We start from the raw sequence: 25,567 nt of genomic DNA on the forward strand, positions 1-25,567 counted from the left end.
TCAGTGGACTCCATACTGATGGGGATTTGAGGCGCGGCGGGCATTGCCGGTGTCCGGATGCAGCAGGCGCTGGGTGCGCGGGTACTCGCCGTGCTCGCTGATGAAATTCAACAGTTCGACGTAGGTCTTGCTGCTCTGGCGCAACGCCGCCTCACGCAGGGCCGGACGCAGGCGTTCGTCCTGCATGGTCTGCAACAAACGTTGATGGATAGCGCACAGGTATTCGGCGCTCTCCTCCGGTTGGTTCAGGCGCAAATGCAGGTCGGCGAGGTTGTGATGAGAGACGACGCAGGCCGCCACCGCTTCGTCGGCATCCGCCCAGCGTTCGAACAACACTTGCGCCAGGGCCAGGGCTTGCAGGTAAGCCTCACGGGCGTCGATCAGTTCGCCCAGCATGAAGCAGCGATTGGCCCGTTCGATCGTGCGTTTCCAGTGCTCCATGGTGAACCTCCAAAGCGGTTGCGGGGTTTACACGCCGCCGGCGGTGAGTTTCTCGGGGTTGAGCAACTCTTCCAGTTGGCTGCGCGACAGGTCGGTGTGTTCCAGGGCGACGTCGATCACCGCGCGGCCTTCCTTGTAGGCCTGCTTGGCGATTTCGGCGGCTTTCTGGTAACCGATGATGGGGTTGAGTGCGGTGACCAGAATCGGATTGCGCGACAACGCTTCTTGCAAGCGCGATTCGTTGACCTTGAAAGTAGCGATCGCCTTGTCACCGAGCAGGCGACTGGCATTGGCCAGCAGTTCGATGCTGCTCAGCAGGTTGTGCGCGATGATCGGCAGCATCACGTTCAGTTCGAAATTGCCGGATTGGCCGGCCACGGTGATCACCGAGTCGTTGCCGATCACTTGCGCAGCGACCATCGCAGTGGCTTCCGGGATCACCGGGTTGACCTTGCCGGGCATGATCGATGAACCCGGTTGCAGCGCTTGCAGTTCAATTTCGCCGAGGCCGGCCAGGGGACCTGAGTTCATCCAGCGCAGGTCGTTGGCGATTTTCATCAGCGACACCGCAGTAGCTTTGAGCTGGCCGGAGACAGAGACCGCCGTGTCCTGCGAGCCGATCAGCGCGAACAGATCCTTGCCCGGGGTGAACTGCACGTCGGTCAGTTGGCTCAGATGCCGACTGAATCGCGCGGCGAACTCCGGATGCGCATTGATCCCGGTACCGACCGCGGTGCCGCCCTGCGCCAGCGCTTGCAGGCTTGGCAGCAAATCCTGCAGATGGCCGATATTGGCCTTGAGCTGCTGCGCCCAACCGTTGAGCACCTGGCTCATGCGCACCGGCATCGCGTCCATCAGGTGGGTGCGCCCGGTCTTCACATGGTGATGCACTTGCTCGGCCTTGCGCTCGATCACCTGGACCAGATGCAACAGCGCCGGCAGCAGTTGTTCATGCAGCGCCAGCGCGGCGCTGACGTGGATGGTGGTCGGGATGATGTCGTTGCTGCTTTGCCCGCAGTTGACATGATCGTTGGCGTTGACCGGCTCGCCGAGCATGCGACTGGCCAGCGTCGCGATCACTTCGTTGGCGTTCATGTTCGAGCTGGTGCCGGAACCGGTCTGGAAGATATCCACCGGGAAATGCTGCATGAAATCGCCTTCGAGCAGACCTTGCGCGGCATCACTGATGGCTTTGCCCTGGGCCGCGCTGATCTGGTTCAGCTCAACGTTGGCCCGGGCAGCGGCGGCTTTGGCGAGGATCAGCGCGCGGATGAACTGCGTCGGCATCGGCTTGCCGCTGATCGGGAAGTTGTCCACGGCGCGCTGGGTCTGCGCGCCATAGAGCGCATCGACCGGCACCTGCAGTTCGCCCATGCTGTCGCGCTCAATACGTGTCTTGGTCATGCGAATGTCCTTGCAGCAAATCAATGAGAGGAATCGACGGTTGCAACTCGCAAGTGGCGAGCTGCCAGGTGTAGCGTTGCCAGCGCCGCAAACGGCATTGGCATAGCGACAGGCGCTCCATTTCACGCAAGGGACGCCAGGCTTGATCGAGACAGACGCTGCGCCAGTGCCACGGCAACGCGATGTCGGTGGCGGTATCGAGCAGCAGGCGGAAAGACGTTTCGGCGACGGTCCAGGGCGAAGTGGCTGTGCAACAGGACAGATAGCGTCCTTCGGCGAGGTAGTGTTCGATCAGGCGCGGTTCGTCAGGATCCAGCGCGCAACGGATCTGGCGGCTCATCCAGCGCCAGCTTTCGAGGTAGGGCTGCTCGTGCAAGGCAGAACTCATGATCCGGGACTCGTTCGGAGATGAGATTTATTATTAGATGATAATGAGAACCAACACAAGCACTCGAGTTTGCGCTGCTCACTTGTGGGAGCGAGCCTGCTCGCGAAATGCGCTGTGTCAGTCAGCACATTTACAACTGATCCATCGCTTTCGCGAGCAGGCTCGCTCCCACAGGGGATTTGTGCGAAGCGAAGAAAAAAGGCGCGCCATCCAGAACGGATGGCGCGCCTTTTTTTGTTGGCGGATTCGCGGCTTAGCTGCCGGCGACAGTCATCCGCTCGATCAACACCGAGCCGGTGCGGATGTTGCTGCGCAGCTCCAGATCATTACCCACCGCGACAATCTGCTTGAACATGTCGCGCATGTTGCCGGCGATGGTCACTTCCTGCACAGCGAACTGGATCTCGCCGTTTTCCACCCAGAAGCCCGCCGCACCGCGCGAATAGTCGCCGGTGACCATGTTCAGGCCGTGGCCCATCAATTCGGTGACCAGCAGTCCTCGGCCCATGCGCTTCAACAGCGCTGCCTGATCCTCGTCGCCATGGGTGACGAACAGGTTGTGCACGCCGCCGGCGTTGGCGGTGCTCGGCATGCCCAGTTTGCGCCCGGAATAGGTGCCGAGGATGTACGAGACCAACTCGCCCTTCTCGACGAACGGTTTCGCGTAAGTCGCCAGGCCATCACCGTCGTAGGAAGCACTGCCCATGGCACGCATCAGATGCGGGCGCTCATCAATGGTCAGCCATTCCGGGAACAGCTTTTGCCCGAGGGTGCCTTCGAGAAACGACGATTTGCGATACAGGCTGCCGCCCGACACGGCCGAGAGGAAACTGCCGAACAGACCACCCGCCAGTTCGGCGGAAAACAGTACCGGCACCTCGCATGTCGGCACCGGCCGCGCGCCCAGACGGCTCGCCGCCCGTTGCGCGGCACGCTGGCCGATGCTCACCGGATCGGCGAGCAGACTGCCCTGGCGATTGACGTCATACCAGTAATCGCGCTGCATCTGCCCGTCAGCTTCGGCGATCATCACGCAACTCAGGCTGTGCCGGGTCGACGCGTAGCCGCCGATGAAACCGTGGCTGTTGCCGTAAACCCGGCAGCCCTGATGGGTGCTGAGGGTGGTGCCGTCGGCGTTCTTGATCCGCGCATCAGCATCGAACGCCGCGGCCTCACAGAGCAAAGCCTTCTCGATGGCCTGCTCCGGGGTAATGTCCCACTCGTGGAACAGGTCGAAATCCTGCACATCCCTGGCCATCAGCGCCGCATCGGCCAGACCCGAGGCTTCGTCCTCGGAGGTGTGTTTGGCGATCGCGAGTGCTGCAGCGACGGTTTCACGAATCGCCTCCGGCCCGGTGGCCGAGGTGCTGGCCGAGCCTTTGCGCTGGCCGACATACAAGGTAATGCCAAAACCCTGATCACGATTGAATTCAACGGTTTCGACCTCGCGCTGACGCACCGAAGTCGACAGCCCCTGCTCCAGCGACACCGCGACTTCACAGGCGCTGGCGCCCTGGCGCTTGGCTTCGGCGATGATCTGCTCGACCTGTTCTTGCAGTGCCGGCAATGCCTGCGGGCCGACGCTTTGAACTGCACTCATGCTCATCTCCACTCAAATTCTGCTTTCGGCTGGGGTCATCGAGCGACCGGGCCGGACAAGCGGCCCCCGACTGGTTATCATGGCGGCGTTTCTTTGCGGACTGCCACCATGGTTGATTCTTACGACGACTCCCTCGATACGGGAGAAAAAAGCAAATCTCAGGTCAAACGCGAGTTGCATGCGCTGGTTGACCTCGGCGAGCGCCTGACCACACTCAAGCCTGATCTGGTCGCCAAACTGCCGTTGACCGACGCTTTGCGCCGGGCATTGGCCGATGCGCCCAAGCACACCGCGAACATCGCGCGTAAACGGCATTTGCAGTTCATCGGCAAACTGATGCGCGACCAGGACACTGACGCGATTCTGACTCTGCTCGATCAACTCGATGCCTCCACTCGCCAGTACAACGAGCGTTTCCATAATCTGGAACGCTGGCGTGACCGCCTGATCGCGGGCGATGACGCCGTGCTGGAGAAATTCGTCATCGAGTACCCGGACGCCGATCGCCAGCAATTGCGTTCCCTGATCCGTCAGGCCCAGCATGAGGTTGCGCAAAACAAACCACCTGCTTCGAGCCGCAAGATCTTCAAATACATTCGGGAGCTGGACGAGACTCAACGCGGCCTGCGTTGATAATCGCCACCGGGTGGCCGTCCTGCGCGCCACCCGTAAGCCCCGCCTCTTTTATGCGCCCGTGCCACCCACGGTAATCGCATCGATTTTCAGCGTTGGCTGGCCGACACCCACCGGCACCGACTGCCCATCCTTGCCGCACGTACCCACACCGCTGTCCAGCGCCAGATCGTTACCGACCATCGACACCCGGCTCATCGCCTCGGGACCGTTGCCGATCAACGTCGCGCCTTTGACCGGGGCAGTAATTTTGCCGTCCTCGATCAGATAAGCCTCGCTGGTGGAGAACACGAACTTGCCGCTGGTGATATCGACCTGACCGCCACCGAGGTTGGCGCAGTAAATGCCCTTCTTCACCGAGGCGATGATTTCTGCCGGATCGCTTTCGCCACCGAGCATGTAGGTGTTGGTCATGCGTGGCATCGGCAGGTGCGCATAGGATTCGCGACGACCGTTACCGGTGCGTGCCACGCCCATCAGCCGCGCGTTGAGCTTGTCTTGCATATAGCCCTTGAGTACGCCGTTTTCGATCAGCGTGGTGCACTCGGTCGGGGTGCCTTCGTCATCGACGCTCAGCGAACCGCGACGGCCGCTCAAGGTGCCGTCATCGACGATGGTGCAAAGCTTGGAGGCAACCATTTCACCCATGCGCCCGCTGTAGGCCGAGCTGCCCTTGCGGTTGAAGTCGCCTTCCAGACCGTGACCGACCGCTTCGTGCAACAGCACCCCGGACCAGCCGGAACCCAGCACCACCGGCAAGGTACCGGCCGGCGCCGGAATCGCTTCCAGATTCACCAGCGCCTGGCGCAGCGCTTCGCGGGCATAACCCATGGCGCGGTCTTCGGCGAGGAAGTAGCGGTAATCGGTACGCCCACCGCCGCCGTGCCCGCCGCGTTCGCGACGGCCATTCTGTTCGACGATGACGCTAACGTTGAAGCGCACCAGCGGTCGCACATCAGCGGCCAGACCGCCATCGGTGGACGCGACAAGGATTCGCTCCCAGACCCCGGCCATGCTCACGCTGACCTGCTGAATCCGTGGGTCGAGTGCGCGGGTGGCGACGTCGATGCGTTTGAGCAACTCGACTTTTTCCGCGCGGCTGAGCACTTCCAGCGGGTTATCGGGCGCGTACAGTTGCGCGACATCCTGGCTGGTGAATGCCTGCACGGTGCCGTTCTGCCCGGCGCGGGAGATCGAACGCGCGGCGCGGGCCGCGGCACCGAGGGCTTCGAGGGTGATCGCGTTGCTGTAGGCAAAACCGGTTTTCTCTTCGGACTGCGCACGCACGCCGACACCTTGGTCGAGGTTGAAGCTGCCTTCCTTGACGATGCCGTCTTCCAGCGCCCACGACTCGGAGATCTGGCCCTGGAAATACAGGTCGGCGGCATCGATGCCCGGCCCGGCCAGATCGCCGAGCACGCCTTGCAGGCTCTCGATCGTGACACCGCCGGGTGCCAACAGGTGATCACTGACTGAGGACAACAACTCGCTCATAGGTTTACGCCTTAAATTCGTGTTCTGAAGCAGGCCGCTGGGCGCCCTGCGAGAAAAACCGCCGATGACGCGTCACCGGCATGCGCGCCCGGATGGACGCTTGTTCATCGCTGTCGCGGGCGGCCAGCAACACCGCCTCGCCTTGATCCTGCTGGGCCAGCACACGCCCCCACGGGTCGACAATCGCCGCATGCCCGAAGGTCTCGCGTGGCCCCGGATGACTGCCGCCCTGTGCGGCCGCGAGGATATAACACTGTGTTTCGATGGCCCGCGCGCGGATCAGTACATCCCAATGCGCGGCGCCGGTTACGGCCGTGAAGGCCGACGGTGCGGTAATCAATTCGGCACCGGCGGCACGCAATTCACTGTACAGCTCCGGGAAACGCAAGTCGTAACACACGCTCAGACCGACTCGCCCCACCGGCGTATCCGCCACCACTACATTACCGCCATAAGCATAGTCATCGGATTCACGGTACCGGCCGCGATTGTCGGCGACATCGACATCGAACAGATGCAGCTTGTCATAGCGCGCGACGATCTCGCCGTATTCATTGATCAACAACGAGCAGGCATTGGCTTTGGCCGTGGGTTGACCCAACGGTGGCAACGGCAATGTGCCGGCGACTATCCATAAGGTGAGGTCGCGGGCGGTCTGTTTCAACCATGGCAGGATCGGCCCTTGGCCCAAGGCTTCGGCGCGGCCGATATCAGCGACGTCGCGACGGCCCATGGCGGCGAAGTTTTCCGGCAGCACCGCGAGCTTCGCTCCGCCGGCGGCGGCCTGTTCAAGCAGGCGTCGGGCTTGGGCCAGATTGGCCGGCACGTCACTCTGGCTGACCATTTGAATCACCGCTAAAGACATCGCCGCTCCTCGGAATTTGCATGTACCGGTGTAGGAGCTGCCGCAGGCTGCGATCTTTTGATCTGGCTCTTCAAAAAAAAATCAAAAGATCGCAGCCTGCGGCAGCTCCTACAGGGGTAGTGTCTGCTAGTTAAAAAGGCTTGTCGAAGGTGATTTTCGGCTCTTTCCATGGGCCTTTGACCGTGTACTTGACGCTGGCGAAGCGCGCCACGCGGTCGCCGATCAGCTTGTCGATGAGGAACAGCGCGCCGCCGACCGCCGGTGCGCCGACGAGCAGCGCGGCGATCGGCAGGTTGTTGGTCACCGGCAAGGTCACCAGCAATTTCGCATCGACCTTGTCACCGACCAGATCCAGCGTGCCGTCCAGCTCAAGATTGCTCGAAGGCCCGGTCAGGCGAATCGGCTCACGTGTCACGTAGACACCGTTGTTCGCCACCAGCAAACCTTTGACCCGGTCATAGCTCAAGCCTTTGCCGAACAGGTCGGAGAAGTCCAGACGCAGACGCCGGCCGATCGAGTTGAAGTTGAGCAGGCCGAAAACCCGCAGCGCCTGAGCACCACCTTCCACTTCAACGAACTGGCCCTTGTTCAGCGAGGCGTCGAGGGTGCCGGAGAAGCGCTTGGTCGCCAGCCACGCCGGAGAGCCCGGCCAGCGGCCATCGACGTCCATATGGAATTCTTCGCTGGTCACGCTAGGCGCGAAGCCCCAGCCTTTGAGCACGTCGGCCAGATTCTTGCCGCCAATGCGGCCCTTGTACCAACTGCTGGTCGCCCCCGGCGCGCCTTCCCAGCCGCCGTTGCCTTGCAGCAGGATTCCCTTGAGGCCCATATCGAGGTTGTTCAGGGCGATGCCCTTGGCGGTCGGCCGCACTTTCAGCGACCAGCCACCGACCAGATCGGGGCCGAGGAACAATTGATTGAGGGTGATATCCAGCGCCGGAATTTTCGTCGGATCGACCGACGCCAGTGGATCCGGCGCGTTCTCGTCAGCCTGCACCGCCGGGTCCGGCGCCGGCAGTTTCACGTACTGAAGATTCACTGCAATCGGCACGCCCTTGGCGTCTGGCAGGCTGGCCGTGCCCTTGGCCTGCTGACTATCGAGAGCGAGATTCCATGCGCCGGGCTTGCGATTGATCTGCACCGAGGCCTGATCCAGTGTGGTGCCGAGCGCGGTCAATTTGCCGACCTTGATGTCAGCGCTGCTCAGCAGTTGCTTGGCGCTGCCGCCGGGATCCCCGCCGGCGTATTTGTTGGCCAGATCCTGCCACGGCGCGACGTCCAGCTCTGATAGCACGCCGCGAATGCGCAGGCCCTTGGCGCCTGGCAACACCGCTTCGCCAGCGCCGAGAAACAGTTCGCCACGGCCGTCGGCAAAATTACTCGGCGGCGCGGCAAAAGTGAAATTGGCCAGTTGATCGTAATTGAACCAGTACCGCCGCTCCTGCCCTTGCAGGGTCATGCGGAACACCGTGTCGCGCCCGACATCGGCGGTCATGCCGAACGGCGCCGGCAGATCCACCGCCACGCCTTTGAGGCTGGAGCTGACCAGCAACTGGCTGTCGGCCCCGGAAAGATTCAGCTGCAACTGATAAGGAATCGTCCCGGACACCGGCAACGGCTGGGTCACGCCCAGCCAGTCGGTGAGCTTTTTCACTTCGACCTGCCCCGACGCCGCAACCCGGGCCTTGATCTGGTTGGGGCTGCCATCCGCGAAAATCTGCGCAGTGACCGGTTTGTCGAACGCCCGCGCAGAGATGTTCTGGCCGCTGAGGCCTTTATTGCTGTCGAAGCGGAAATCGCCCTTGAGTTGGCTCAGTTCCAGTTTCGGTTCGGCCAGTTTCAGCCGCGCGTTGGCGGTTTTGAAATCGACGAGGATTTTCGGCTGTTCGCCCTTGGCCAGCGGAATGTCCAGTTTGAGCTTGCCATTCAGATCACCGGCGCCCTCCCAACCGGCAAAGGTTTCGCCAGTGCCGATCGGCGCGTCCTGAAGAATTTTCAAGCCATCGCCCAGGCCACCGGCAAACGCGCCATCGAGCAACAGATGGCTGTTCTGTCCGGCCGGTACGTGAGGAATATTGACGAAGACATCGCTGACTTGGGTATCGAGCAATTGGCCCTTGCTAGCCCAGATGCGCACGCCGCTGTCCTCGATGAACACGTCACCGCTGACCTTGCTCACGTGCGGCCAGCCCGGCTGAAAGGCCAGTTCGGCGTCGTGCACTTTGAAGAACAAACTGATGCTGCGATCAGCCTCGCCGGCATTCTTGCTCAGCGAGCCCTGATACTGGAAGAAACCCTGATCCACCGCGCCTTTGAGGATCGCCGTGCGCAGCCATTCATCGAGCGCCGGGCTCAACACCGCCGGCAGGTATTTCGCGGTGTAGCGACCGTCACCATCGACGAGGCCGACGCGCAGGTCCATGTAGTCTTCCTGGCTATGGTCGAAGTGCAGGCGGATAAGGAAGTCGCCGGCAATCTTGCCCTCCTCGCCCAGCACCTTCAGGTACGGCGCAATCAGGGTGAAGCCGTCCTTGTCGAGCTTCCAGGTCAGCCGCGCATTGGCCTGCAGGTATTGCCATGGCTTGGCGAAAATCGGATCGAGGTGCAGGACGAAGTCCTTGCTGTCGAGGCGCAACTCACCGCCGTCCAGATTGCCGCTGAGGCTGCCGCTGACATTTCGCGCCGCCGGAGCGCCGTGGTAGGCATCGAAACCGACATTATCGAGGTTGGCGGCAAAGCCGAATTTGTTGCCATCGGTGGCGGTCGGGCGGAAGTCCAGCAACACGTTACGCAGGCCGCCGGTTACCTTCAAACGCTCGACCACTGTGGCGAAACTCTGCGGCAATGGCCCCAGCGCATTGAGCAGCGGCGTGATCGGGGTCAGATCGAGGCGATCGGCCTGCAGATGCCAGAGCTCTTCAGCCTTGGCGCTGGCGCGAGTCTGCTGCACCTGCACATGGGATTCCCAACGGGTGTCGCCGAAGCTCATCGCCAGTGAATCAAGAGTGACCTTCGCGCCCTCGGCGGTGTTGCGGTAATAGGCGTTGAGCGCCAGATTGTTGATCTGGATTGGCTTGCGCTCGGCGTAGGCACCGGTCACTTGCGGCGCATTCAGGCGCAACGCGGCGCTTTGCAACGCGCCTTCGGCCCAATCGACCCAGAGTTCACCGCCGGCCTTGATCTCGGAAAAATTCCATTGCTGGGTCAGGCGCTCGGGCAGCCACTTCGACCAGTCGCTCTGCGGCAGGCTGGCATAACCCTCGATGGCGCTGTTCTGCCACTGGTCAGGACGCAGCTGACTGCGCAGGCTCAGCGCGACAGGCTGGCCATCGGGCAAGGTCAGACGCGCGTCGAGACGCTGGCGGCTGGCGCCGGTGCGCAGATTCAGACCGACATAGGTGAGCGTCATGGGCGGGTGATCGAGCGGTTGCAGGGTCACCTGGCTGTCGAGCACCGACAGTTGCTTGATCATCTGCGAGCGCTGGAACAGTTGCGCTGCATCGAACGGCTGATCCTTCTGCACCGGCAGACCTTCCAGCGCCCAGGTACCGTCTTCGGCTTCCTTGAGGCTGATCTTCAAACCGTTGAGTTCGATATGCGCGAGGCGCACTTCGCGGGCGAGCACGCTGCCCCACATATCCGGCACCACCCGCACGCGGTCGAGGCGCAGAGCGTTGGCACCGTCGCCGACCATCACGTCGTGGGCCAGCAGGATCGGCGCGAAACCGCTCCAGTTGCCTTCCAGCTCACCGATCTGCAAGGGCATGCCGAGGGCGGCGCTGGCCTTGTCTTCGATGTCGGCGCGGTATTCCGCCACCAGTGGCGTCAGCTCGCGGCCGAGGCTGACGTACAACGCCATCAACACCAGAACCAACGCGCACAGGCCCAGCCCCCAGCGGGTGAGTGCGGCCAGAATGCGTGTCAGACGCTCCATGTCAGTTGGCTCCCATGGCAAAAATACTGCGAAAAGCTGAGGCCAGCCGCGTTGAATGAGTGGTGATGCAGGGCTTCAGAGCAGCACCACGTCATATTGTTCCTGGGAATACATGGTTTCCACCTGGAAGCGTATGGTGCGGCCGATAAAGCCTTCAAGCTCGGCGACGTTACCGGACTCTTCATCGAGCAGACGATCGACTACTTTCTGGTTGGCCAGTACCCGATAACCCTCGGCCTGATAGGCCCGCGCCTCGCGCAGAATCTCGCGGAAGATCTCGTAACAGATGGTTTCGGCGGTCTTCAGTTTGCCGCGTCCCTGACAACTGCTGCACGGTTCGCACAACACCTGCTCAAGGCTTTCGCGGGTGCGCTTGCGGGTCATCTGCACCAGGCCCAACTCGGTGATGCCGATGATGTTGGTCTTGGCGTGATCGCGCTCCAGCTGTTTCTCCAGAGTGCGCAGGACCTGACGCTGGTGCTCTTCATCTTCCATGTCGATGAAGTCGATGATGATGATCCCGCCGAGATTGCGCAGGCGCATTTGCCGGGCAATCGCCGTGGCCGCTTCGAGATTGGTCTTGAAAATGGTTTCTTCGAGGTTGCGATGACCGACGAACGCCCCGGTGTTGACGTCGATGGTGGTCATGGCTTCCGCCGGATCGATCACCAGATAGCCGCCAGACTTCAACGGCACCTTGCGCTCCAGCGCGCGCTGGATTTCGTCTTCGACACCGTACAGATCGAAGATCGGCCGCTCGCCCGGATAGTGTTCCAGACGATCGGCGATTTCCGGCATCAGTTCGGCGACGAATTGCGTGGTTTTCTGGAAGGTCTCCCGCGAGTCGATGCGGATCTTCTCGATCTTTGGATTGACCAGGTCACGCAGGGTGCGCAGGGCCAGGCCGAGGTCTTCGTAGATCACGCTCGGCGCGGCGATGGTCTTGATCTGCTCGTTGATCTGGTCCCAGAGGCGCCGCAGGTAACGGATGTCCATGAGGATTTCATCAGCGCCCGCGCCTTCAGCGGCTGTGCGCAGAATGAAACCGCCGGCCTCCTTGATGCCTTCTTTGGCCACGCAATCGCTGACCACCTGCTTGAGACGCTCGCGCTCGGCTTCGTCTTCGATCTTCAGGGAAATGCCGACGTGGGCGGTGCGCGGCATGTACACCAGATAACGCGAAGGAATCGACAGTTGTGTGGTCAGGCGTGCGCCTTTGGAGCCGATCGGATCCTTGGTAACTTGCACCACCAGGCTCTGACCTTCGTGCACCAGCGAACTGATGCTTTCCACCGACGGGCCTTCACGCAGGGAGATTTCGGCGGCGTGAATGAAAGCCGCACGATCGAGGCCGATGTCGACAAATGCCGCCTGCATGCCCGGCAGTACACGAACGATCTTGCCTTTATAGATGTTGCCGACGATCCCGCGTTTCTGCGTGCGCTCGACGTGGACTTCTTGCAGCACACCGTTTTCGACCACCGCCACGCGCGATTCCATCGGCGTGATGTTGATCAGAATCTCTTCACTCATGGCAGGATCTCGTTCAGGCATGTTCACGATAGTGGCCGCATCTGGATTCGTACGACGCTCAGGGCGTGTTCAGGTTTTGCCAACAGGGTATGCCGAAATGGCCCAACACCTCGCAGGTTTCGCACAACGGCAGGCCGACCACCGCCGAATAGCTGCCGTCGAGCCCGGCGACGAACACCGCACCCAGGCCTTGAATGCCATAGCCGCCGGCCTTGTCGCGCGGTTCGCCACTGGCCCAGTAGGCGCCGGCCTCTTCGCGGCTGATGCTGCGAAAACGCACGCGACTGCGCACCACCCGCGACTCGCAGCGCTCATCTTCAAGCACGGCGATGGCGGTCAGCACTTCGTGTTCGTTGCCGGACAACATCATCAGCATGGCGCATGCGTCGGCTTCGTCCACCGGTTTGCCAAGTATTTTGCCGTCGAGTACCACAGCGGTGTCGGCGCCAAGCACGCAGAACGGCTGGTCAGAGACGACCGAGCGGCGCCCGGCCTCAGCCTTGCCACGCGCGAGGCGCTCGACATAGGCCGAAGGGGATTCTTCAGGAAGCGGGGTTTCATCGATGTCCGCGCTGATGGCGGAGAACCGCACGCCGATCTGCGTGAGCAATTCACGGCGACGTGGTGAGCCGGAGGCGAGGTAAAGCAGTTTCATCAAAACATCTCCCTGTTCAGTGCCCTGCTTCACCGGCTCAATAGATTCTGTAGCGTCGGCACATCCCGCGAAGGGCGAAGCTGACCCACGGCCAGAGCAAGGCACTGACCAGCGCCGGCAAGACCAGCGCCAGGGTTGGCTGACGGTTGCCGGTCAGAGCGCTGAGCCACAGTTGCGCCAATTGTGCGAGGCCGAAGATCACCAGGATCACCAGGCACTGCTGCCACATCGGGAACATGCGCAGACGCTGCTGCAACGACAACACGAGGAAAGTAATCAGGGTCAGGATCAGCGCGTTCTGCCCGAGCAGGTCGCCCTGCAGGACATCTTCGGCCAGTCCCAGACAGAACGCCGTCACCATGCCGACCGTGTGCGGCATGTACAGCGCCCAGAAGGTCACGAGCAAGGCCAGCCACAGCGGGCGAAGGATTTCCATGAAGATCGGCAACGGCGATACGCTGAGCAGGATACCGACGAAGAACGTCAGCCAGATCATCCAGCCGTTTCCGGATTTTTTCGCGCCGACCATTATTCTCGTCCCCCGGTAGTCGCTGGCGGTTTCGCCGGTGGTTTGCTCGCGGCCGGCGGTTTGGCAGCGGCCGGAGCGGCAGCGGGCGGTTTGCTCGCGGCGGGCTTGGCCGGCGTGGCGGCAGGCGCTGCGGCTTCAGTGGCCGGCGCTGCGGTAGCGGTCGACGGCGTGGCAGGCATGATCAACGGTTTCGGCACGCTGGCCGGCAACATCGGGCCGCCGCCGTGGGCGTCGAGCTGTTCCTGCGCCTGGGCGGCGTCATTGGCGCGTTCTTCGGCAGTGCGGCTGTCGCTGAACACCAGCAGCAGGTAGCGGCTGCGATTCAGGGCGGCAGTCGGCACGGCGCGGACAATGGCAAACGGTTGGCCGGAGTCGTGGATGACCTCTTTTACCGTGGCCACCGGATAACCGGCCGGGAATCGCTGGCCGAGACCGGAGCTGACCAGCAGATCGCCTTCCTTGATGTCGGCTGTGTCGGCGACATGACGCAATTCCAGCCGTTCCGGGTTACCGGTGCCGCTGGCAATCGCGCGCAGACCGTTACGGTTCACCTGCACCGGAATGCTATGAGTGGTGTCGGTCAGCAGCAGAACGCGCGAGGTGTACGGCATCAATTCGACCACCTGGCCCATCAGCCCGCGCGCATCAAGCACCGGTTGACCGAGCACCACGCCGTCGCGCTCACCTTTGTTGATGATGATGCGATGGGTGAAGGGGTTGGGGTCCATGCCGATCAGCTCGGCCACTTCGACCTTTTCATTGACCAATGCAGAGGAATTGAGCAACTCGCGCAACCGAACGTTCTGCTCGGTCAGGGCCGCGAGCTTTTGCATGCGCCCCTGCAACAGCAGGTTTTCGGTCTTGAGTTTTTCGTTTTCGGCGACGAGCTCGGTGCGGCTGCCGAACTGACTGGCGACCCCTTCCCACAAGCGGCCGGGCAGGTCCGTGATCCAGTAGGCATCCATGAGCACCAGCGACGCTTGCTTGCGCGCGGGCTTGAGCAGGTCGAAACGTGCATCGACCACCATCAGCGCGACCGCGAGCACGGCCAGCACCAACAGGCGCACGCCCAACGAAGGGCCTTTGGTGAAAAGCGGTTTAATAAGCCGCTCCTCCCAGGCAAATGTTCTGTTTATTCATACGGCATCAAACCGGCCTGGATGAAGACTGACAGAAGATAAACGCCAACAGGCAGCACTGCAAAGTGCTGCCTGTGCGCTCACCCACGTATTGCATTCGAAGCTTATTCGCTCGAAAGCAGATCCATGGTGTGCTTATCCATCATTTCCAGCGCACGGCCACCGCCGCGAGCAACGCAAGTCAGCGGATCTTCGGCAACGATCACCGGCAGACCGGTTTCCTGGGCCAGCAACTTGTCGAGGTCACGCAGCAGCGCGCCACCACCGGTCAGCACCAGGCCACGCTCGGCGATGTCGGAAGCCAGTTCCGGCGGCGATTGCTCCAGCGCGCTTTTCACCGCCTGAACGATGGTTGCCAGCGACTCTTGCAGAGCCTCGAGCACTTCGTTGGAGTTCAGGGTGAATGCGCGTGGAACGCCTTCGGCCAGGTTGCGACCGCGAACATCGACTTCGCGTACTTCGCCGCCCGGGTAGGCCGTACCGATTTCCTGCTTGATGCGCTCAGCGGTGGATTCACCGATCAGGCTGCCGTAGTTGCGGCGCACGTAGGTGATGATCGCTTCGTCGAAACGGTCGCCACCGACACGTACGGATTCGGCGTAAACCACACCGTTCAGGGAGATCAAGGCGATCTCGGTGGTACCACCACCGATGTCCACGACCATCGAACCGCGCGCTTCTTCAACCGGCAGGCCGGCACCGATCGCAGCAGCCATCGGCTCTTCGATCAGGAACACTTCACGGGCACCGGCGCCAAGGGCCGATTCACGGATGGCGCGACGCTCAACCTGGGTGGACTTGCATGGAACGCAGATCAGCACACGAGGGCTGGGCTGCAGGAAACTGTTTTCGTGAACCTTGTTGATAAAGTACTGCAGCATCTTTTCGCAGACGCTGAAGTCGGCGATCACGCCGTCCTTCATCGGACGAATGGCAGCAATGTTGCCCGGCGTACGGCCGAGCATGCGCTTGGCCTCGGTGCCGACAGCGACGACACTTTTCTGGTTACCGTGTGTCCGAATGGCCACAACCGATGGCTCATTCAGGACGATACCGCGCTCGCGCACGTAAATAAGGGTGTTGGCAGTGCCCAGGTCAATGGAAAGATCGCTGGAAAACATGCCACGCAGTTTCTTGAACATGGGAAAGGGACCCTAGGCAACGCGTGGGTAAAAAAGTGCGGCAAACTCTAACAACGACAGGGATTTTGGGCAAGGCGCCAATATGTTAAATTGGCCGCTTTTCTGTGCACCAAGCCCCACAATCGCGGCCTTATGACCGTAGAAGTGCGGTAGTGTTCCGACAATCTAACACACGGACGCCGTCCGTTCTGTTTTCCACTGGAGAATCCCGATGGCGCTAGAACGCTCCGACGTGGAAAAAATCGCGCATCTGGCCTGCCTTGGCCTCAACGATGCCGATCTTCCGCACATTACTTCCGCCCTCAACAGCATTCTCGGGCTGGTCGACGAAATGCAGGCCGTTGATACCGACGGTATCGAGCCGCTGGCCCACCCCCTGGAAGCCAGTCAGCGCCTGCGCGCCGACGTGGTGACCGAGACGAATAATCGCGAGGCCTACCAGTCCATCGCACCAGCGGTCGAAAACGGCCTGTATCTGGTTCCGAAAGTCATCGACTAAAGGGAAAGAGCCTGCAATGCATCAAATGACTCTGGCCGAGATCGCCCGCGGTCTCGCCGATAAAAAGTTTTCCTCCGAAGAGCTGACCAAAGTCCTGCTGGCGCGTATTACCCAGCTCGATCCGCAGCTCAACAGTTTCATCAGCCTCACCGAGGATCTGGCCATCGAGCAGGCGAAAGCCGCCGATGCACGCCGGGCCAACGGTGAGAGCGGCGCCCTGCTCGGCGCGCCGATCGCCCACAAGGATCTGTTCTGCACCCAGGGCATCCGCACCAGCTGCGGCTCGAAGATGCTCGACAATTTCAAAGCCCCGTATGACGCCACTGTCGTTGCGAAACTGGCCGCTGCCGGCGCCGTGACCCTGGGCAAGACCAACATGGACGAATTCGCCATGGGTTCGGCCAACGAGTCGAGCTGGTACGGCGCGGTGAAAAACCCGTGGAACCTGGAACACGTGCCGGGCGGTTCGTCCGGCGGCTCGGCGGCGGCGGTTGCTGCTCGTCTGTTGCCAGCGGCCACGGCCACTGACACCGGCGGTTCGATCCGTCAGCCGGCGGCGTTCACCAACCTCACCGGCCTGAAGCCGACCTACGGTCGCGTTTCGCGCTGGGGCATGATTGCCTACGCTTCCAGCCTCGATCAGGGCGGCCCGTTGGCGCGCACGGCCGAAGACTGCGCGATCCTGCTGCAAGGCATGGCCGGCTTCGACCCGAACGACTCCACCAGCATCGATGAGCCGGTTCCGGATTACTCCGCCAGCCTGGGCGATTCGCTGCAAGGCCTGCGCATCGGCGTGCCGAAGGAATACTTCAGCGCCGGTCTCGACCCGCGCATTGCCGAGCTGATCCAGAACAGCATCCAGCAGTTGCAGAAGCTCGGTGCCGTGATCAAGGAAATCAGCCTGCCGAACATGCAGCACGCCATTCCGGCCTACTACGTGATCGCCCCGGCAGAAGCGTCTTCCAACCTGTCGCGTTTCGACGGCGTGCGTTTCGGCCATCGCTGCGAGAACCCGGAAAACCTCATCGACCTGTACAAGCGCTCCCGTGGGGAAGGCTTCGGCGCGGAAGTGCAGCGCCGGATCATGGTCGGTGCCTACGCGCTGTCCGCCGGTTACTACGACGCCTACTACCTGAAAGCGCAGAAGATTCGTCGTCTGGTGAAGAACGATTTCATGGCTGCGTTCAATGAAGTCGACATCATCCTCGGCCCGACCACGCCAAACCCGGCGTGGAAACTCGGCGCGAAGAACAGCGACCCGGTCGCTGCCTATCTGGAAGACGTCTACACCATCACCGCCAACCTCGCCGGCCTGCCGGGCCTGTCGATGCCGGCCGGTTTTGTCGACGGTCTGCCGGTGGGCGTGCAGTTGCTCGCGCCGTATTTCCAGGAAGGCCGCCTGTTGAACGTTGCCCACCAGTATCAGCTCAACACTGACTGGCACACCCGCACCCCAACCGGCTTCTGAGGAGACACACATGCAATGGGAAGTCGTGATCGGGCTGGAGATTCACACTCAGCTCACCACCCGGTCGAAAATCTTTTCCGGTAGTTCCACCACGTTCGGTTCCGAGCCGAACACCCAGGCCAGCCTGATCGACCTGGGCATGCCCGGCGTGCTGCCGGTGCTCAACCAGGAAGCGGTGCGCATGGCGGTGATGTTCGGCCTGGCGATTGACGCCGAGATCGGCCAGCACAACGTGTTCGCCCGCAAGAACTACTTCTACCCGGATCTGCCGAAGGGCTACCAGATCAGCCAGATGGAATTGCCGATCGTTGGCAAGGGCCACCTGGACATCGCCCTGGAAGACGGCACGGTCAAACGCGTCGGCATCACCCGCGCGCACCTGGAAGAAGACGCCGGCAAGAGCCTGCACGAAGAATTCAACGGTGCCACCGGCATCGACCTGAACCGTGCCGGCACGCCGCTGCTGGAAATCGTCTCCGAGCCGGACATGCGCAGCGCCAAGGAAGCCGTGGCTTACGTCAAGGCGATCCACGCGCTGGTGCGCTACCTGGGCATCTGCGACGGCAACATGGCCGAAGGCTCGCTGCGTTGCGACTGCAACGTCTCGGTACGCCCGAAAGGCCAGGTCGAGTTCGGCACTCGCTGCGAGATCAAGAACGTCAACTCGTTCCGCTTCATCGAGAAGGCAATCAACTCCGAGATCCAGCGTCAGATCGAACTGATCGAGGACGGCGGCAAAGTGATCCAGCAGACCCGCCTGTACGATCCGAACAAGGACGAGACCCGTCCGATGCGTTCGAAAGAGGAAGCCAACGACTACCGTTACTTCCCCGATCCGGACCTGCTGCCGGTGGTCATCGAAGAGTCGTTCCTCGGTGAAGTGCGTGCCACCCTGCCGGAACTGCCACCGCAAAAGCGCGAGCGCTTCCAGAGCCAGTTCGGTCTGTCGGCCTACGACGCCAACGTGCTGGCCACCAGCCGCGAGCAGGCGGACTACTTCGAGAAAGTCGCAGCCATCGGTGGCGACGCGAAACTGGCGGCGAACTGGGTGATGGTCGAGTTGGGCAGCCTGCTCAACAAGCAGGGCCTGGACATCGAAGACTCGCCAGTCTCCGCCGAGCAACTGGGCGGCATGCTGCAGCGCATCAAGGACAACACCATCTCCGGCAAGATCGCCAAGGTAGTGTTCGAAGCGATGGCCAACGGCGAAGGCAGTGCTGACGAGATCATCGAGAAGCGCGGCCTCAAGCAAGTCACCGACACCGGCGCGATCTCCGCCGTGCTCGATGAAATGCTCGCGGCCAACGCCGAACAGGTCGAACAGTACCGCGCGGCAGACGAAGCCAAACGCGGCAAGATGTTCGGCTTCTTCGTCGGCCAGGCCATGAAAGCCTCGAAAGGCAAGGCCAACCCGCAGCAGGTGAACGAACTGCTGAAAAGCAAGCTCGAAGGCTGACCACCAATGGAGCCAGATCCAAAACCTGGCTCCATTCCCTGTGGAAGGGACCTGTGGCGAGGGGATTTATCCCCGTTGGGCCGCGAAGCAGCCCCAATTGCTGAGCTTGATTTGCACCAGATAAACCGAGTTCTCAGTTTTGGGACTGCTGCGCAGTCCAACGGGGATAAATCCCCTCGCCACAGGTCACTCCTACATTTGATCCGGGATACCTTTGAATGAAGCGTCTGTTGCTGAGCAGCGCCCTGCTCTCTCTGCTGGCCGGTTGCGCCAGTACCGACACCATCGACCCGCACGGTTACGACCAGACCGGCGTCGCCTCCTACTATGGAGCCAAACATCACGGTAAGCGCACCGCCAGCGGCGAAGCCTTCAACCAGCATTCCCTGACCGCCGCCCACCGCCAGTTGCCGTTCGGCACGCGGGTGAAGGTCACCAACCTGAAAAACGATGAATCTGTCGTGGTCCGCATCAATGACCGTGGCCCGCATACCCGTGGCCGGCTGATCGATCTTTCGCGCGAGGCCGCCGATGAAATCGGCATGCTGCGCAGCGGCACCGCACGGGTTCGCGTGCAGGCCCTGGACTGATGGAGCGCCGACCATTTTCGGACTAGCCGATCTGCCGCTGATCAACGTCATCGAATTGCTCAGCGGCCTGGTTCTTTTGCTCATCGGCGCCGAGCTGATGGTGCGCGCCGCCGTGCGTCTGGCCGAGCGCCTGCATGTGCGTCCGCTGATCATCGGCCTGACCATCGTCGCCCTCGGCAGCAGCGCCCCGCAAATGGCCGTGAGCCTGCAAGCGGCGCTGACCGACAACCCGGACATCGCCGTCGGCAGCGTGGTCGGCAGCGGCATCTTCAACATCCTCGTAACCCTTGGCCTCTCTGCACTGATCATCCCGCTGCGCGTATCGCGGCAACTGGTGCGTCTGGATATCCCGTTGATGATCGGCGCCAGCCTGCTGGTATTCATCCTCGCCTGGAATAAAGACCTCGGGCGTTTCGACGGTGTCCTGCTGCTCGGGGCCTTGGCGCTGTACCTTGGTTTGTTGTTCCGCCAGTCGCGACACTCAACCCGGCCCCATGGCGCACGACCACAGGCTACGCAGCAATCCTGGTTGATCAGTGTGCTGATGATTCTCGCTGGCCTGGCCATGCTGGTATTCGCCGGGCGTTTGCTGCTCGGCGCCGCCGTGGTCGTGGCTACCGACCTGGGCCTGTCCGAACGGGTCATCGGCCTGACCGTGGTCGCGGTCGGCACTTCGCTGCCGGAACTGGCGACTTCGCTGATCGCGGCGTTGCGCGGGCAGCGTGACATTGCCGTGGGCAACGTGATCGGCGCCAACCTGTTCAACCTGCTCGGGGTGCTCGGCCTGACCGCCCTACTCGCACCGACGCCGCTTTCCGTTTCCCCGAATGCGCTGGATTTCGACTTGCCGGTGATGCTCGGCGTTGCGGCGCTGTGCTTGCCGGTGTTCTATTCCGGCTATCGCGTGACCCGGGCCGAAGGCTTGCTGCTGCTCGGTTTGTATCTGGTCTACGGGCTGCATGTGGTGTCGTTCACCACCGGCATGCCGCTGGCCGGCAAACTCGAGCGCTTGATGCTGTTTTATGTCCTGCCGGCGCTGCTGACGTTTTTGCTGTTCACGTCGATCCGCGCCTGGCGTCGCCAACACCACAAGAGAGATGTGCCATGAGCGAGTCGAAGCAGTCCGGGGTTGAAATCCGTCGTCAGGTCATGGGCGATGCCTTCGTAGATCGCGCCCTGGGCAACGCCACCGAGTTCACCCAGCCGTTGCAGGATTTCGTCAATGAACACGCCTGGGGCGGCGTGTGGAATCGCGAAGGCTTGTCGCTGAAAACCCGCAGCCTGATTACCCTCGCCGCGCTGACCGCGTTGAAGTGTCCGCAGGAGTTGAAAGGCCATGTGCGCGGTGCGCTGAACAACGGCTGCACCGTGGAAGAGATTCGCGAAGCGCTGCTGCATTGCGCGGTGTATGCCGGCGTACCGGCGGCGATCGATGCGTTTCGCGCGGCGCAGGAAGTGATCGACAGCTACCAGAAAAGCTAAAAGATCGCAGCCTTCGGCAGCTCCTACAGGAGACCGCATTTCCATGTAGGAGCTGCCGAAGGCTGCGATCTTTTGATCTTGCCTTTAGATCCACCCACCCCACTGCAACACAAAGATCCCGACATTGGTGGTAATCGCCGCCATCAACGTGGTCATCACGATAATCGCCGCTGCCAGCTCATGATTGCCCTGCGCCGCCCGGGCCATGACGAAACTTGCCGCCGCCGTCGGGCTGCCAAAGTAGAGAAACAGAATCCCCAGCTCCGCCCCGCGAAAGCCCCACAACCACGCGCCCACGGTTGCCAGTAACGGCAGACCGACCATCTTCACCAGGCTGGAGCTGAGCGCCATCTTGCCGCTCTTGCGCAGAGCCGCCAGTGACAGCGTGCCGCCGATACAGATCAGCGCCAGCGGCAGCGTGGTCTGCGCCAGGTACTGGCCGGAGGTTTCGAGCCAACCCGGCAAACCGATCTTGAAATAAGCGAACGGCGCTGCCGAAATCACGCTGATGATCAGCGGGTTGCTGAACACGCTTTTGCAGATGCTCCACGGATCGGACTTGATCACCGGGCTGTACACCGCCAGCACGATGGTCGACAGCGTGTTGTAGAAGAGAATCACCAGCGCCGCCAGAATCGCACCGAGGGAAATGCCGTAATCGCCGTACATGCTCGCGGCGAGCGCCAGGCCTATCACGCCGTTGTTGCCGCGAAACGCACCCTGGGTGTAGATGCCGCGATCTTCGCGCGGACACCTGAAAATCGCCCAGCCCCAAGCCACAGCGAAACTCACCAGGGTGGCGAGGGAAAAGTAGATGAGTAGCGAGGGTTGCAGTGCGGCGTGCAGGTCGGCGTGGAGGATGCCGAGGAACAGCAGCGCCGGCATGGTCACGTTGAACACCAGCGACGAGGCGGTGTGGATGAAGTTGTCGTTGATCCAGTCGATGCGCTTGAGCAGCACACCGAGAAACAGCATGGCAAACACCGGCGCGGTGATGTTCAGGGTTTCAAGAAAGATTGCCAGCATGCCGGAGAGCCTTGGGTGAGCTTAGTCAGGGGGGGCAATGATAAAGCAAAAGCCCCTCACCCTAGCCCTCTCCCAAAGGGAGAGGGAATCGATCGGGGGATATTTAAACAATCCACCGACCTGAAATGACATCGTCGAATCCATAATCGACCCGATTTGTCAGGTCGATGTATAGCGCCAAACAACTCGGTCGGCCCCCTCTCCCTCCGGGAGAGGGCTGGGGTGAGGGGCTTTTGATCTTCCATGAAACGATCAGGTAATCGGCGCCGGGTTGAACAAGGTGATGTCGTTATGCAGCTTGTGCTTCTCCGCCCAGGTCTGTTGCTTGCCACTGGCAACATCCAGGTAATAGTGAAACAACTCCCAGCCCAGTTCTTCGATGGTCGCGCGCCCGGTGGCAATGCGTCCGGCATCGATGTCGATCAGATCCGGCCAGCGCTGCGCCAGTTCAGTCCGCGTCGATACCTTGACCACCGGCGCCATGGCTAGCCCGTAAGGCGTGCCGCGACCGGTGGTGAACACGTGCAGGTTCATCCCCGCCGCCAGTTGCAACGTACCGCAGACAAAATCGCTGGCCGGCGTCGCGCAGAAAATCAGGCCCTTGTGCTTGAAGCGCTCGCCCGGGCCGAGCACGCCATTGATCGCACTGCTGCCGGACTTGACGATCGAGCCCAGGGACTTCTCGACAATGTTCGACAACCCGCCCTTCTTGTTGCCCGGCGTGGTGTTGGCGCTGCGATCGGCTTCGCCCTTGGCCAGGTAACGGTCGTACCAGTCCATCTCGCGTACCAGCTCTTCGGCGACGGTTTGCGTTTGCGCCCGCGACGTCAGCAGATAGATCGCATCGCGCACTTCGGTGACTTCGGAAAACATCACCGTCGCCCCCGCACGCAACAGCAAGTCCGAGGCATAACCCAGCGCCGGGTTGGCGGTGATGCCGGAGAAGGCATCGCTGCCGCCACACTGCATACCGAGAATCAGCTCGGAGGCCGGCACGGTTTCGCGACGGCGCTGGTCGAGTTTCTTCAAGCGCACTTCGGCCAGTTCCATGATCTGTTCGATCATTTCGGTAAAGCCGTGACTGGAATCCTGCAAGCGGTACAGCCACGGATCGCTGAGATCCACCGAGGCATCGTCCTCGTGCATCACCTGCCCGGCCTGCAATTTCTCGCAGCCCAGACCGATCACCAGTGCTTCGCCACCCAGGTTCGGGTTGCGCGCCAGATTACGCACGGTACGAATCGGGATGTAGGCATCGGTCGCGGTAATCGCCACACCGCAGCCATAACTGTGGGTCAGTGCCACCACGTCGTCGACGTGCGGGTACTTCGGCAGCAACTCTTCCTTGATGCGCTTGACCGCGTGATCGAGCACGCCGGTGACGCACTGCACGGTGGTGGTGATGCCGAGAATGTTGCGCGTGCCGACGGTGCCGTCGGCGTTGCGATAACCCTCGAACGTGAAGCCTTCCAGCGGTGCCTGCGCATCCGGCACATCGGTGGACAGCGGCAAGCTGTCCAGCGGCGGCGCGGTCGGCATGCGCAGTTGATCTTCCTTGACCCAACTGCCACGACGGATCGGCTGCAACGCGTAGCCGATGATCTGCCCGTAACGAATCACCGGGCCGCCTTCGGGAATATCCTCCAGGGTGACCTTGTGGCTCTGCGGTACGAAATCCAGGGTGACCAGGCCGTCGGCGAACTCGGTACCGGCCGGTACGCCCTGATCGTTGACCACCACTACAACGTTGTCCCGCTCGTGCAGGCGGATGTAGCGCGGCGAGTCGGAATGTTCAATCAACTGCATGACGCCGCTCCTCAGGAATGCGCTTGAGACAAATTGCCGGTGGCTTCATTGCCGCCCTTGGCTGGCGGCTCTTTCAGGACCACACGCTTGATCGGGCCGACAATCACCAGATAGCTGAACACCGCGACCAGTGCGTTGGCGCCGACAAACACCAGCGCCCACTTGAACGAGCCGGTGGAGCTGATGATGTAGCCGATGACGATCGGCGTGGTGATCGAAGCGATGTTGCCGAAGGTGTTGAACAGGCCACCGCTCAGACCGGCGATCTGTTTCGGCGAGGTGTCGGAGACCACCGCCCAGCCCAGTGCGCCAACGCCTTTGCCGAAGAATGCCAGGGCCATGAAGCCGACGACCATCCATTCCACTTCAACATAGTTGCACGCGACGATGCTGCTCGACACCAACAGGCCGGCGATGATCGGCGCTTTGCGGGCGAAAGTCAGCGAGTGGCCCTTGCGCAGCAGATAGTCGGAAATCACCCCGCCAAGCACGCCGCCGATGAAGCCGCAGATCGCCGGCAATGAAGCGATGAAGCCGGCCTTGAGAATGGTCATGCCACGCTCTTGCACCAGATACACCGGGAACCAGGTGAGGAAAAAATAGGTGATGCCGTTGATGCAGTACTGGCCCAGATACACGCCGAGCATCATGCGGTTGGTCAGCAGCTGACGGATGTAATCCCACTTCGGACCGTCGGACTTCTTGCCCTTCTGATCCATGTCGACCATGCCGCCGTTGTCAGCGATGTGCTTGAACTCGGCCTCGTTGACCCGTGGGTGTTCGCGCGGGCTGTAGATGACTTTCAGCCACACCAGCGAGAACACGATACCGAGGATACCCATGACGATAAACACGTGCTCCCAGCCGAAGCTGTAGACGATCCAGCCCATCAACGGCGCGAACAGCACGGTGGCAAAGTATTGCGCCGAGTTGAAGATCGCCGAAGCGGTGCCGCGTTCAGCGGTCGGAAACCACGCCGCCACGATGCGCGCGTTGCCGGGGAACGATGGCGCTTCCGCCAGGCCCACGAGGAAACGCAGCATGAACAGCGCAACCACTGCCGTGGACATGCCGAATTCACCGACGAAGCCTTGCAGCACGGTGAACAGCGACCAGGTGAAAATGCTCAGGGCATAGACTTTTTTCGAGCCGAAGCGATCGAGCAGCCAGCCACCGGGAATTTGCCCGGCGACGTAGGCCCAACCGAATGCGGAGAAGATGTAGCCGAGGGTGACGGCGTCAATGCCAAGGTCCTTTTGCAGGCTGGAACCGGCAATGGCGATCGTGGCACGGTCGGCGTAATTGATCGTGGTCACCAGAAACAGCATGAGCAGGATCAAATAGCGGACGTGAGTCGGCTTGGAGGATTGCATGCAGATGTACTCCCACTGATTATTTTTATGCGGGTAAAACATTCTTTGGTCTTTGTGGGAGCTGGCTTGCCAGCGATGGCATCAGCGCGGCGTGCCTGCAGCACCGCGTT

22 protein-coding genes are annotated in these 25,567 nt (G+C 61.6%); 7 read left to right on the plus strand and 15 right to left on the minus strand.

Going from position 1 to position 25,567, the window contains the following annotated elements; translation table 11 throughout:
- The 4 genes from D8U60_RS18330 to pmbA form a co-directional block, all read right to left on the minus strand.
- Positions 1–441, minus strand: coding sequence for a hypothetical protein (locus tag D8U60_RS18330; protein WP_016771688.1), 441 nt, complete (start codon positions 439–441; stop codon positions 1–3).
- A gap of 27 nt (positions 442–468) precedes the next feature.
- The gene (locus D8U60_RS18335) at positions 469–1,845 is read right to left on the minus strand and encodes a class II fumarate hydratase (RefSeq protein WP_122699936.1); all 1,377 of its coding nucleotides are present in this window, start codon (positions 1,843–1,845) and stop codon (positions 469–471) included.
- Positions 1,826–2,233, minus strand: coding sequence for a hypothetical protein (locus tag D8U60_RS18340; protein ID WP_016771690.1), 408 nt, complete (start codon positions 2,231–2,233; stop codon positions 1,826–1,828). Before D8U60_RS18340 ends, D8U60_RS18335 begins: the two co-directional genes overlap by 20 nt.
- A gap of 253 nt (positions 2,234–2,486) precedes the next feature.
- The gene (gene pmbA / locus D8U60_RS18345) at positions 2,487–3,839 is read right to left on the minus strand and encodes a metalloprotease PmbA (protein WP_172834015.1); all 1,353 of its coding nucleotides are present in this window, start codon (positions 3,837–3,839) and stop codon (positions 2,487–2,489) included.
- A gap of 102 nt (positions 3,840–3,941) precedes the next feature.
- Here pmbA and yjgA point away from each other — a divergent pair, with 102 nt between their 5' ends.
- The gene (gene yjgA, locus D8U60_RS18350) at positions 3,942–4,466 is read left to right on the plus strand and encodes a ribosome biogenesis factor YjgA (protein ID WP_016771692.1); all 525 of its coding nucleotides are present in this window, start codon (positions 3,942–3,944) and stop codon (positions 4,464–4,466) included.
- Positions 4,467–4,517: 51 nt separating this feature from the next.
- Here the strand turns inward: yjgA and tldD are convergent, their stop codons facing one another.
- The 8 genes from tldD to mreB all read right to left on the minus strand — a co-directional run bounded on the left by tldD (position 4,518) and on the right by mreB (position 15,757).
- Positions 4,518–5,960, minus strand: coding sequence for a metalloprotease TldD (gene tldD / locus D8U60_RS18355; RefSeq protein WP_130900637.1), 1,443 nt, complete (start codon positions 5,958–5,960; stop codon positions 4,518–4,520).
- Between the two features lie 4 nt (positions 5,961–5,964).
- The gene (locus tag D8U60_RS18360; RefSeq protein ID WP_130900638.1) at positions 5,965–6,825 is read right to left on the minus strand and encodes a carbon-nitrogen hydrolase family protein; all 861 of its coding nucleotides are present in this window, start codon (positions 6,823–6,825) and stop codon (positions 5,965–5,967) included.
- Positions 6,826–6,955: 130 nt separating this feature from the next.
- Positions 6,956–10,759 carry a YhdP family protein gene (locus tag D8U60_RS18365; protein WP_130900639.1) on the minus strand — a complete coding sequence of 1,268 codons (3,804 nt, stop codon included), beginning with the start codon at positions 10,757–10,759 and terminating at the stop codon, positions 6,956–6,958.
- 75 nt (positions 10,760–10,834) lie between these two features.
- On the minus strand, positions 10,835–12,292 hold the full coding sequence (rng, locus tag D8U60_RS18370; RefSeq protein WP_130900640.1) for a ribonuclease G: 1,458 nt from the start codon (positions 12,290–12,292) through the stop codon (positions 10,835–10,837).
- 58 nt (positions 12,293–12,350) lie between these two features.
- Positions 12,351–12,947 carry a Maf family protein gene (locus D8U60_RS18375; RefSeq protein ID WP_122747712.1) on the minus strand — a complete coding sequence of 199 codons (597 nt, stop codon included), beginning with the start codon at positions 12,945–12,947 and terminating at the stop codon, positions 12,351–12,353.
- A 37-nt stretch (positions 12,948–12,984) separates the two neighbouring features.
- Entirely contained in the window at positions 12,985–13,476 is a 492-nt protein-coding gene (gene mreD, locus D8U60_RS18380; protein WP_024011608.1) for a rod shape-determining protein MreD, read from the minus strand.
- The gene (mreC, locus tag D8U60_RS18385; RefSeq protein WP_083387093.1) at positions 13,476–14,579 is read right to left on the minus strand and encodes a rod shape-determining protein MreC; all 1,104 of its coding nucleotides are present in this window, start codon (positions 14,577–14,579) and stop codon (positions 13,476–13,478) included. Before mreC ends, mreD begins: the two co-directional genes overlap by 1 nt.
- A gap of 140 nt (positions 14,580–14,719) precedes the next feature.
- Complete coding sequence (gene mreB, locus D8U60_RS18390) at positions 14,720–15,757, minus strand: rod shape-determining protein MreB (RefSeq protein ID WP_002555108.1); 1,038 nt, start codon at positions 15,755–15,757, stop codon at positions 14,720–14,722.
- A gap of 211 nt (positions 15,758–15,968) precedes the next feature.
- Between mreB and gatC the strand changes: the two genes are divergently transcribed.
- The 6 genes from gatC (at position 15,969) to D8U60_RS18420 (ending at position 21,252) form a co-directional block, all read left to right on the plus strand.
- Positions 15,969–16,256 carry an Asp-tRNA(Asn)/Glu-tRNA(Gln) amidotransferase subunit GatC gene (gatC, locus tag D8U60_RS18395; protein WP_024011606.1) on the plus strand — a complete coding sequence of 96 codons (288 nt, stop codon included), beginning with the start codon at positions 15,969–15,971 and terminating at the stop codon, positions 16,254–16,256.
- Between the two features lie 16 nt (positions 16,257–16,272).
- The gene (gene gatA, locus D8U60_RS18400) at positions 16,273–17,724 is read left to right on the plus strand and encodes an Asp-tRNA(Asn)/Glu-tRNA(Gln) amidotransferase subunit GatA (protein ID WP_042608774.1); all 1,452 of its coding nucleotides are present in this window, start codon (positions 16,273–16,275) and stop codon (positions 17,722–17,724) included.
- A 10-nt stretch (positions 17,725–17,734) separates the two neighbouring features.
- Positions 17,735–19,180 (plus strand): Asp-tRNA(Asn)/Glu-tRNA(Gln) amidotransferase subunit GatB, encoded by a 1,446-nt coding sequence (gatB, locus tag D8U60_RS18405; RefSeq protein WP_016771702.1) that lies wholly within the window; start codon positions 17,735–17,737, stop codon positions 19,178–19,180.
- Positions 19,181–19,398: 218 nt separating this feature from the next.
- Complete coding sequence (locus tag D8U60_RS18410) at positions 19,399–19,770, plus strand: septal ring lytic transglycosylase RlpA family protein (RefSeq protein WP_024011604.1); 372 nt, start codon at positions 19,399–19,401, stop codon at positions 19,768–19,770.
- 31 nt (positions 19,771–19,801) lie between these two features.
- Positions 19,802–20,878, plus strand: a complete 1,077-nt coding sequence (locus D8U60_RS18415; RefSeq protein WP_177435481.1) for a calcium/sodium antiporter — start codon at positions 19,802–19,804, stop codon at positions 20,876–20,878.
- Positions 20,875–21,252, plus strand: a complete 378-nt coding sequence (locus D8U60_RS18420; protein WP_041477967.1) for a carboxymuconolactone decarboxylase family protein — start codon at positions 20,875–20,877, stop codon at positions 21,250–21,252. The genes D8U60_RS18415 and D8U60_RS18420 overlap by 4 nt, the downstream gene beginning before the upstream one ends.
- A gap of 84 nt (positions 21,253–21,336) precedes the next feature.
- Here D8U60_RS18420 and D8U60_RS18425 read toward each other — a convergent pair whose 3' ends face one another.
- From D8U60_RS18425 to D8U60_RS18435, 3 genes are all read right to left on the minus strand, one after another.
- A complete protein-coding gene (locus D8U60_RS18425; protein ID WP_130900641.1) occupies positions 21,337–22,278 on the minus strand; it encodes an AEC family transporter in 942 nt (313 codons plus the stop codon).
- A 252-nt stretch (positions 22,279–22,530) separates the two neighbouring features.
- On the minus strand, positions 22,531–24,084 hold the full coding sequence (gene garD / locus D8U60_RS18430) for a galactarate dehydratase (RefSeq protein ID WP_016771706.1): 1,554 nt from the start codon (positions 24,082–24,084) through the stop codon (positions 22,531–22,533).
- Positions 24,085–24,095: 11 nt separating this feature from the next.
- On the minus strand, positions 24,096–25,457 hold the full coding sequence (locus tag D8U60_RS18435; protein ID WP_051600602.1) for an MFS transporter: 1,362 nt from the start codon (positions 25,455–25,457) through the stop codon (positions 24,096–24,098).
- Positions 25,458–25,567: the final 110 nt, after the last annotated feature.

The organism is Pseudomonas sp. Sample_11 (assembly GCF_004307505.1).
Lineage (GTDB): Bacteria > Pseudomonadota > Gammaproteobacteria > Pseudomonadales > Pseudomonadaceae > Aquipseudomonas > Aquipseudomonas atacamensis.

Coding starts and splice junctions, on each gene's coding strand:
- tldD (WP_130900637.1), bottom strand. CDS start 5,960: ATGAGCGAGTTGTTGTCCTCAGTCAGTGATCACCTGTTGGCACCCGGC.
- yjgA (WP_016771692.1), top strand. CDS start 3,942: ATGGTTGATTCTTACGACGACTCCCTCGATACGGGAGAAAAAAGCAAA.
- D8U60_RS18365 (WP_130900639.1), bottom strand. CDS start 10,759: ATGGAGCGTCTGACACGCATTCTGGCCGCACTCACCCGCTGGGGGCTG.
- D8U60_RS18425 (WP_130900641.1), bottom strand. CDS start 22,278: ATGCTGGCAATCTTTCTTGAAACCCTGAACATCACCGCGCCGGTGTTT.
- D8U60_RS18330 (WP_016771688.1), bottom strand. CDS start 441: ATGGAGCACTGGAAACGCACGATCGAACGGGCCAATCGCTGCTTCATG.
- pmbA (WP_172834015.1), bottom strand. CDS start 3,839: ATGAGCATGAGTGCAGTTCAAAGCGTCGGCCCGCAGGCATTGCCGGCA.
- D8U60_RS18335 (WP_122699936.1), bottom strand. CDS start 1,845: ATGACCAAGACACGTATTGAGCGCGACAGCATGGGCGAACTGCAGGTG.
- garD (WP_016771706.1), bottom strand. CDS start 24,084: ATGCAGTTGATTGAACATTCCGACTCGCCGCGCTACATCCGCCTGCAC.
- mreD (WP_024011608.1), bottom strand. CDS start 13,476: ATGGTCGGCGCGAAAAAATCCGGAAACGGCTGGATGATCTGGCTGACG.
- rng (WP_130900640.1), bottom strand. CDS start 12,292: ATGAGTGAAGAGATTCTGATCAACATCACGCCGATGGAATCGCGCGTG.
- gatB (WP_016771702.1), top strand. CDS start 17,735: ATGCAATGGGAAGTCGTGATCGGGCTGGAGATTCACACTCAGCTCACC.
- D8U60_RS18375 (WP_122747712.1), bottom strand. CDS start 12,947: ATGAAACTGCTTTACCTCGCCTCCGGCTCACCACGTCGCCGTGAATTG.
- D8U60_RS18360 (WP_130900638.1), bottom strand. CDS start 6,825: ATGTCTTTAGCGGTGATTCAAATGGTCAGCCAGAGTGACGTGCCGGCC.
- D8U60_RS18340 (WP_016771690.1), bottom strand. CDS start 2,233: ATGAGTTCTGCCTTGCACGAGCAGCCCTACCTCGAAAGCTGGCGCTGG.
- gatC (WP_024011606.1), top strand. CDS start 15,969: ATGGCGCTAGAACGCTCCGACGTGGAAAAAATCGCGCATCTGGCCTGC.
- D8U60_RS18420 (WP_041477967.1), top strand. CDS start 20,875: ATGAGCGAGTCGAAGCAGTCCGGGGTTGAAATCCGTCGTCAGGTCATG.
- gatA (WP_042608774.1), top strand. CDS start 16,273: ATGCATCAAATGACTCTGGCCGAGATCGCCCGCGGTCTCGCCGATAAA.
- mreB (WP_002555108.1), bottom strand. CDS start 15,757: ATGTTCAAGAAACTGCGTGGCATGTTTTCCAGCGATCTTTCCATTGAC.
- D8U60_RS18435 (WP_051600602.1), bottom strand. CDS start 25,457: ATGCAATCCTCCAAGCCGACTCACGTCCGCTATTTGATCCTGCTCATG.
- D8U60_RS18410 (WP_024011604.1), top strand. CDS start 19,399: ATGAAGCGTCTGTTGCTGAGCAGCGCCCTGCTCTCTCTGCTGGCCGGT.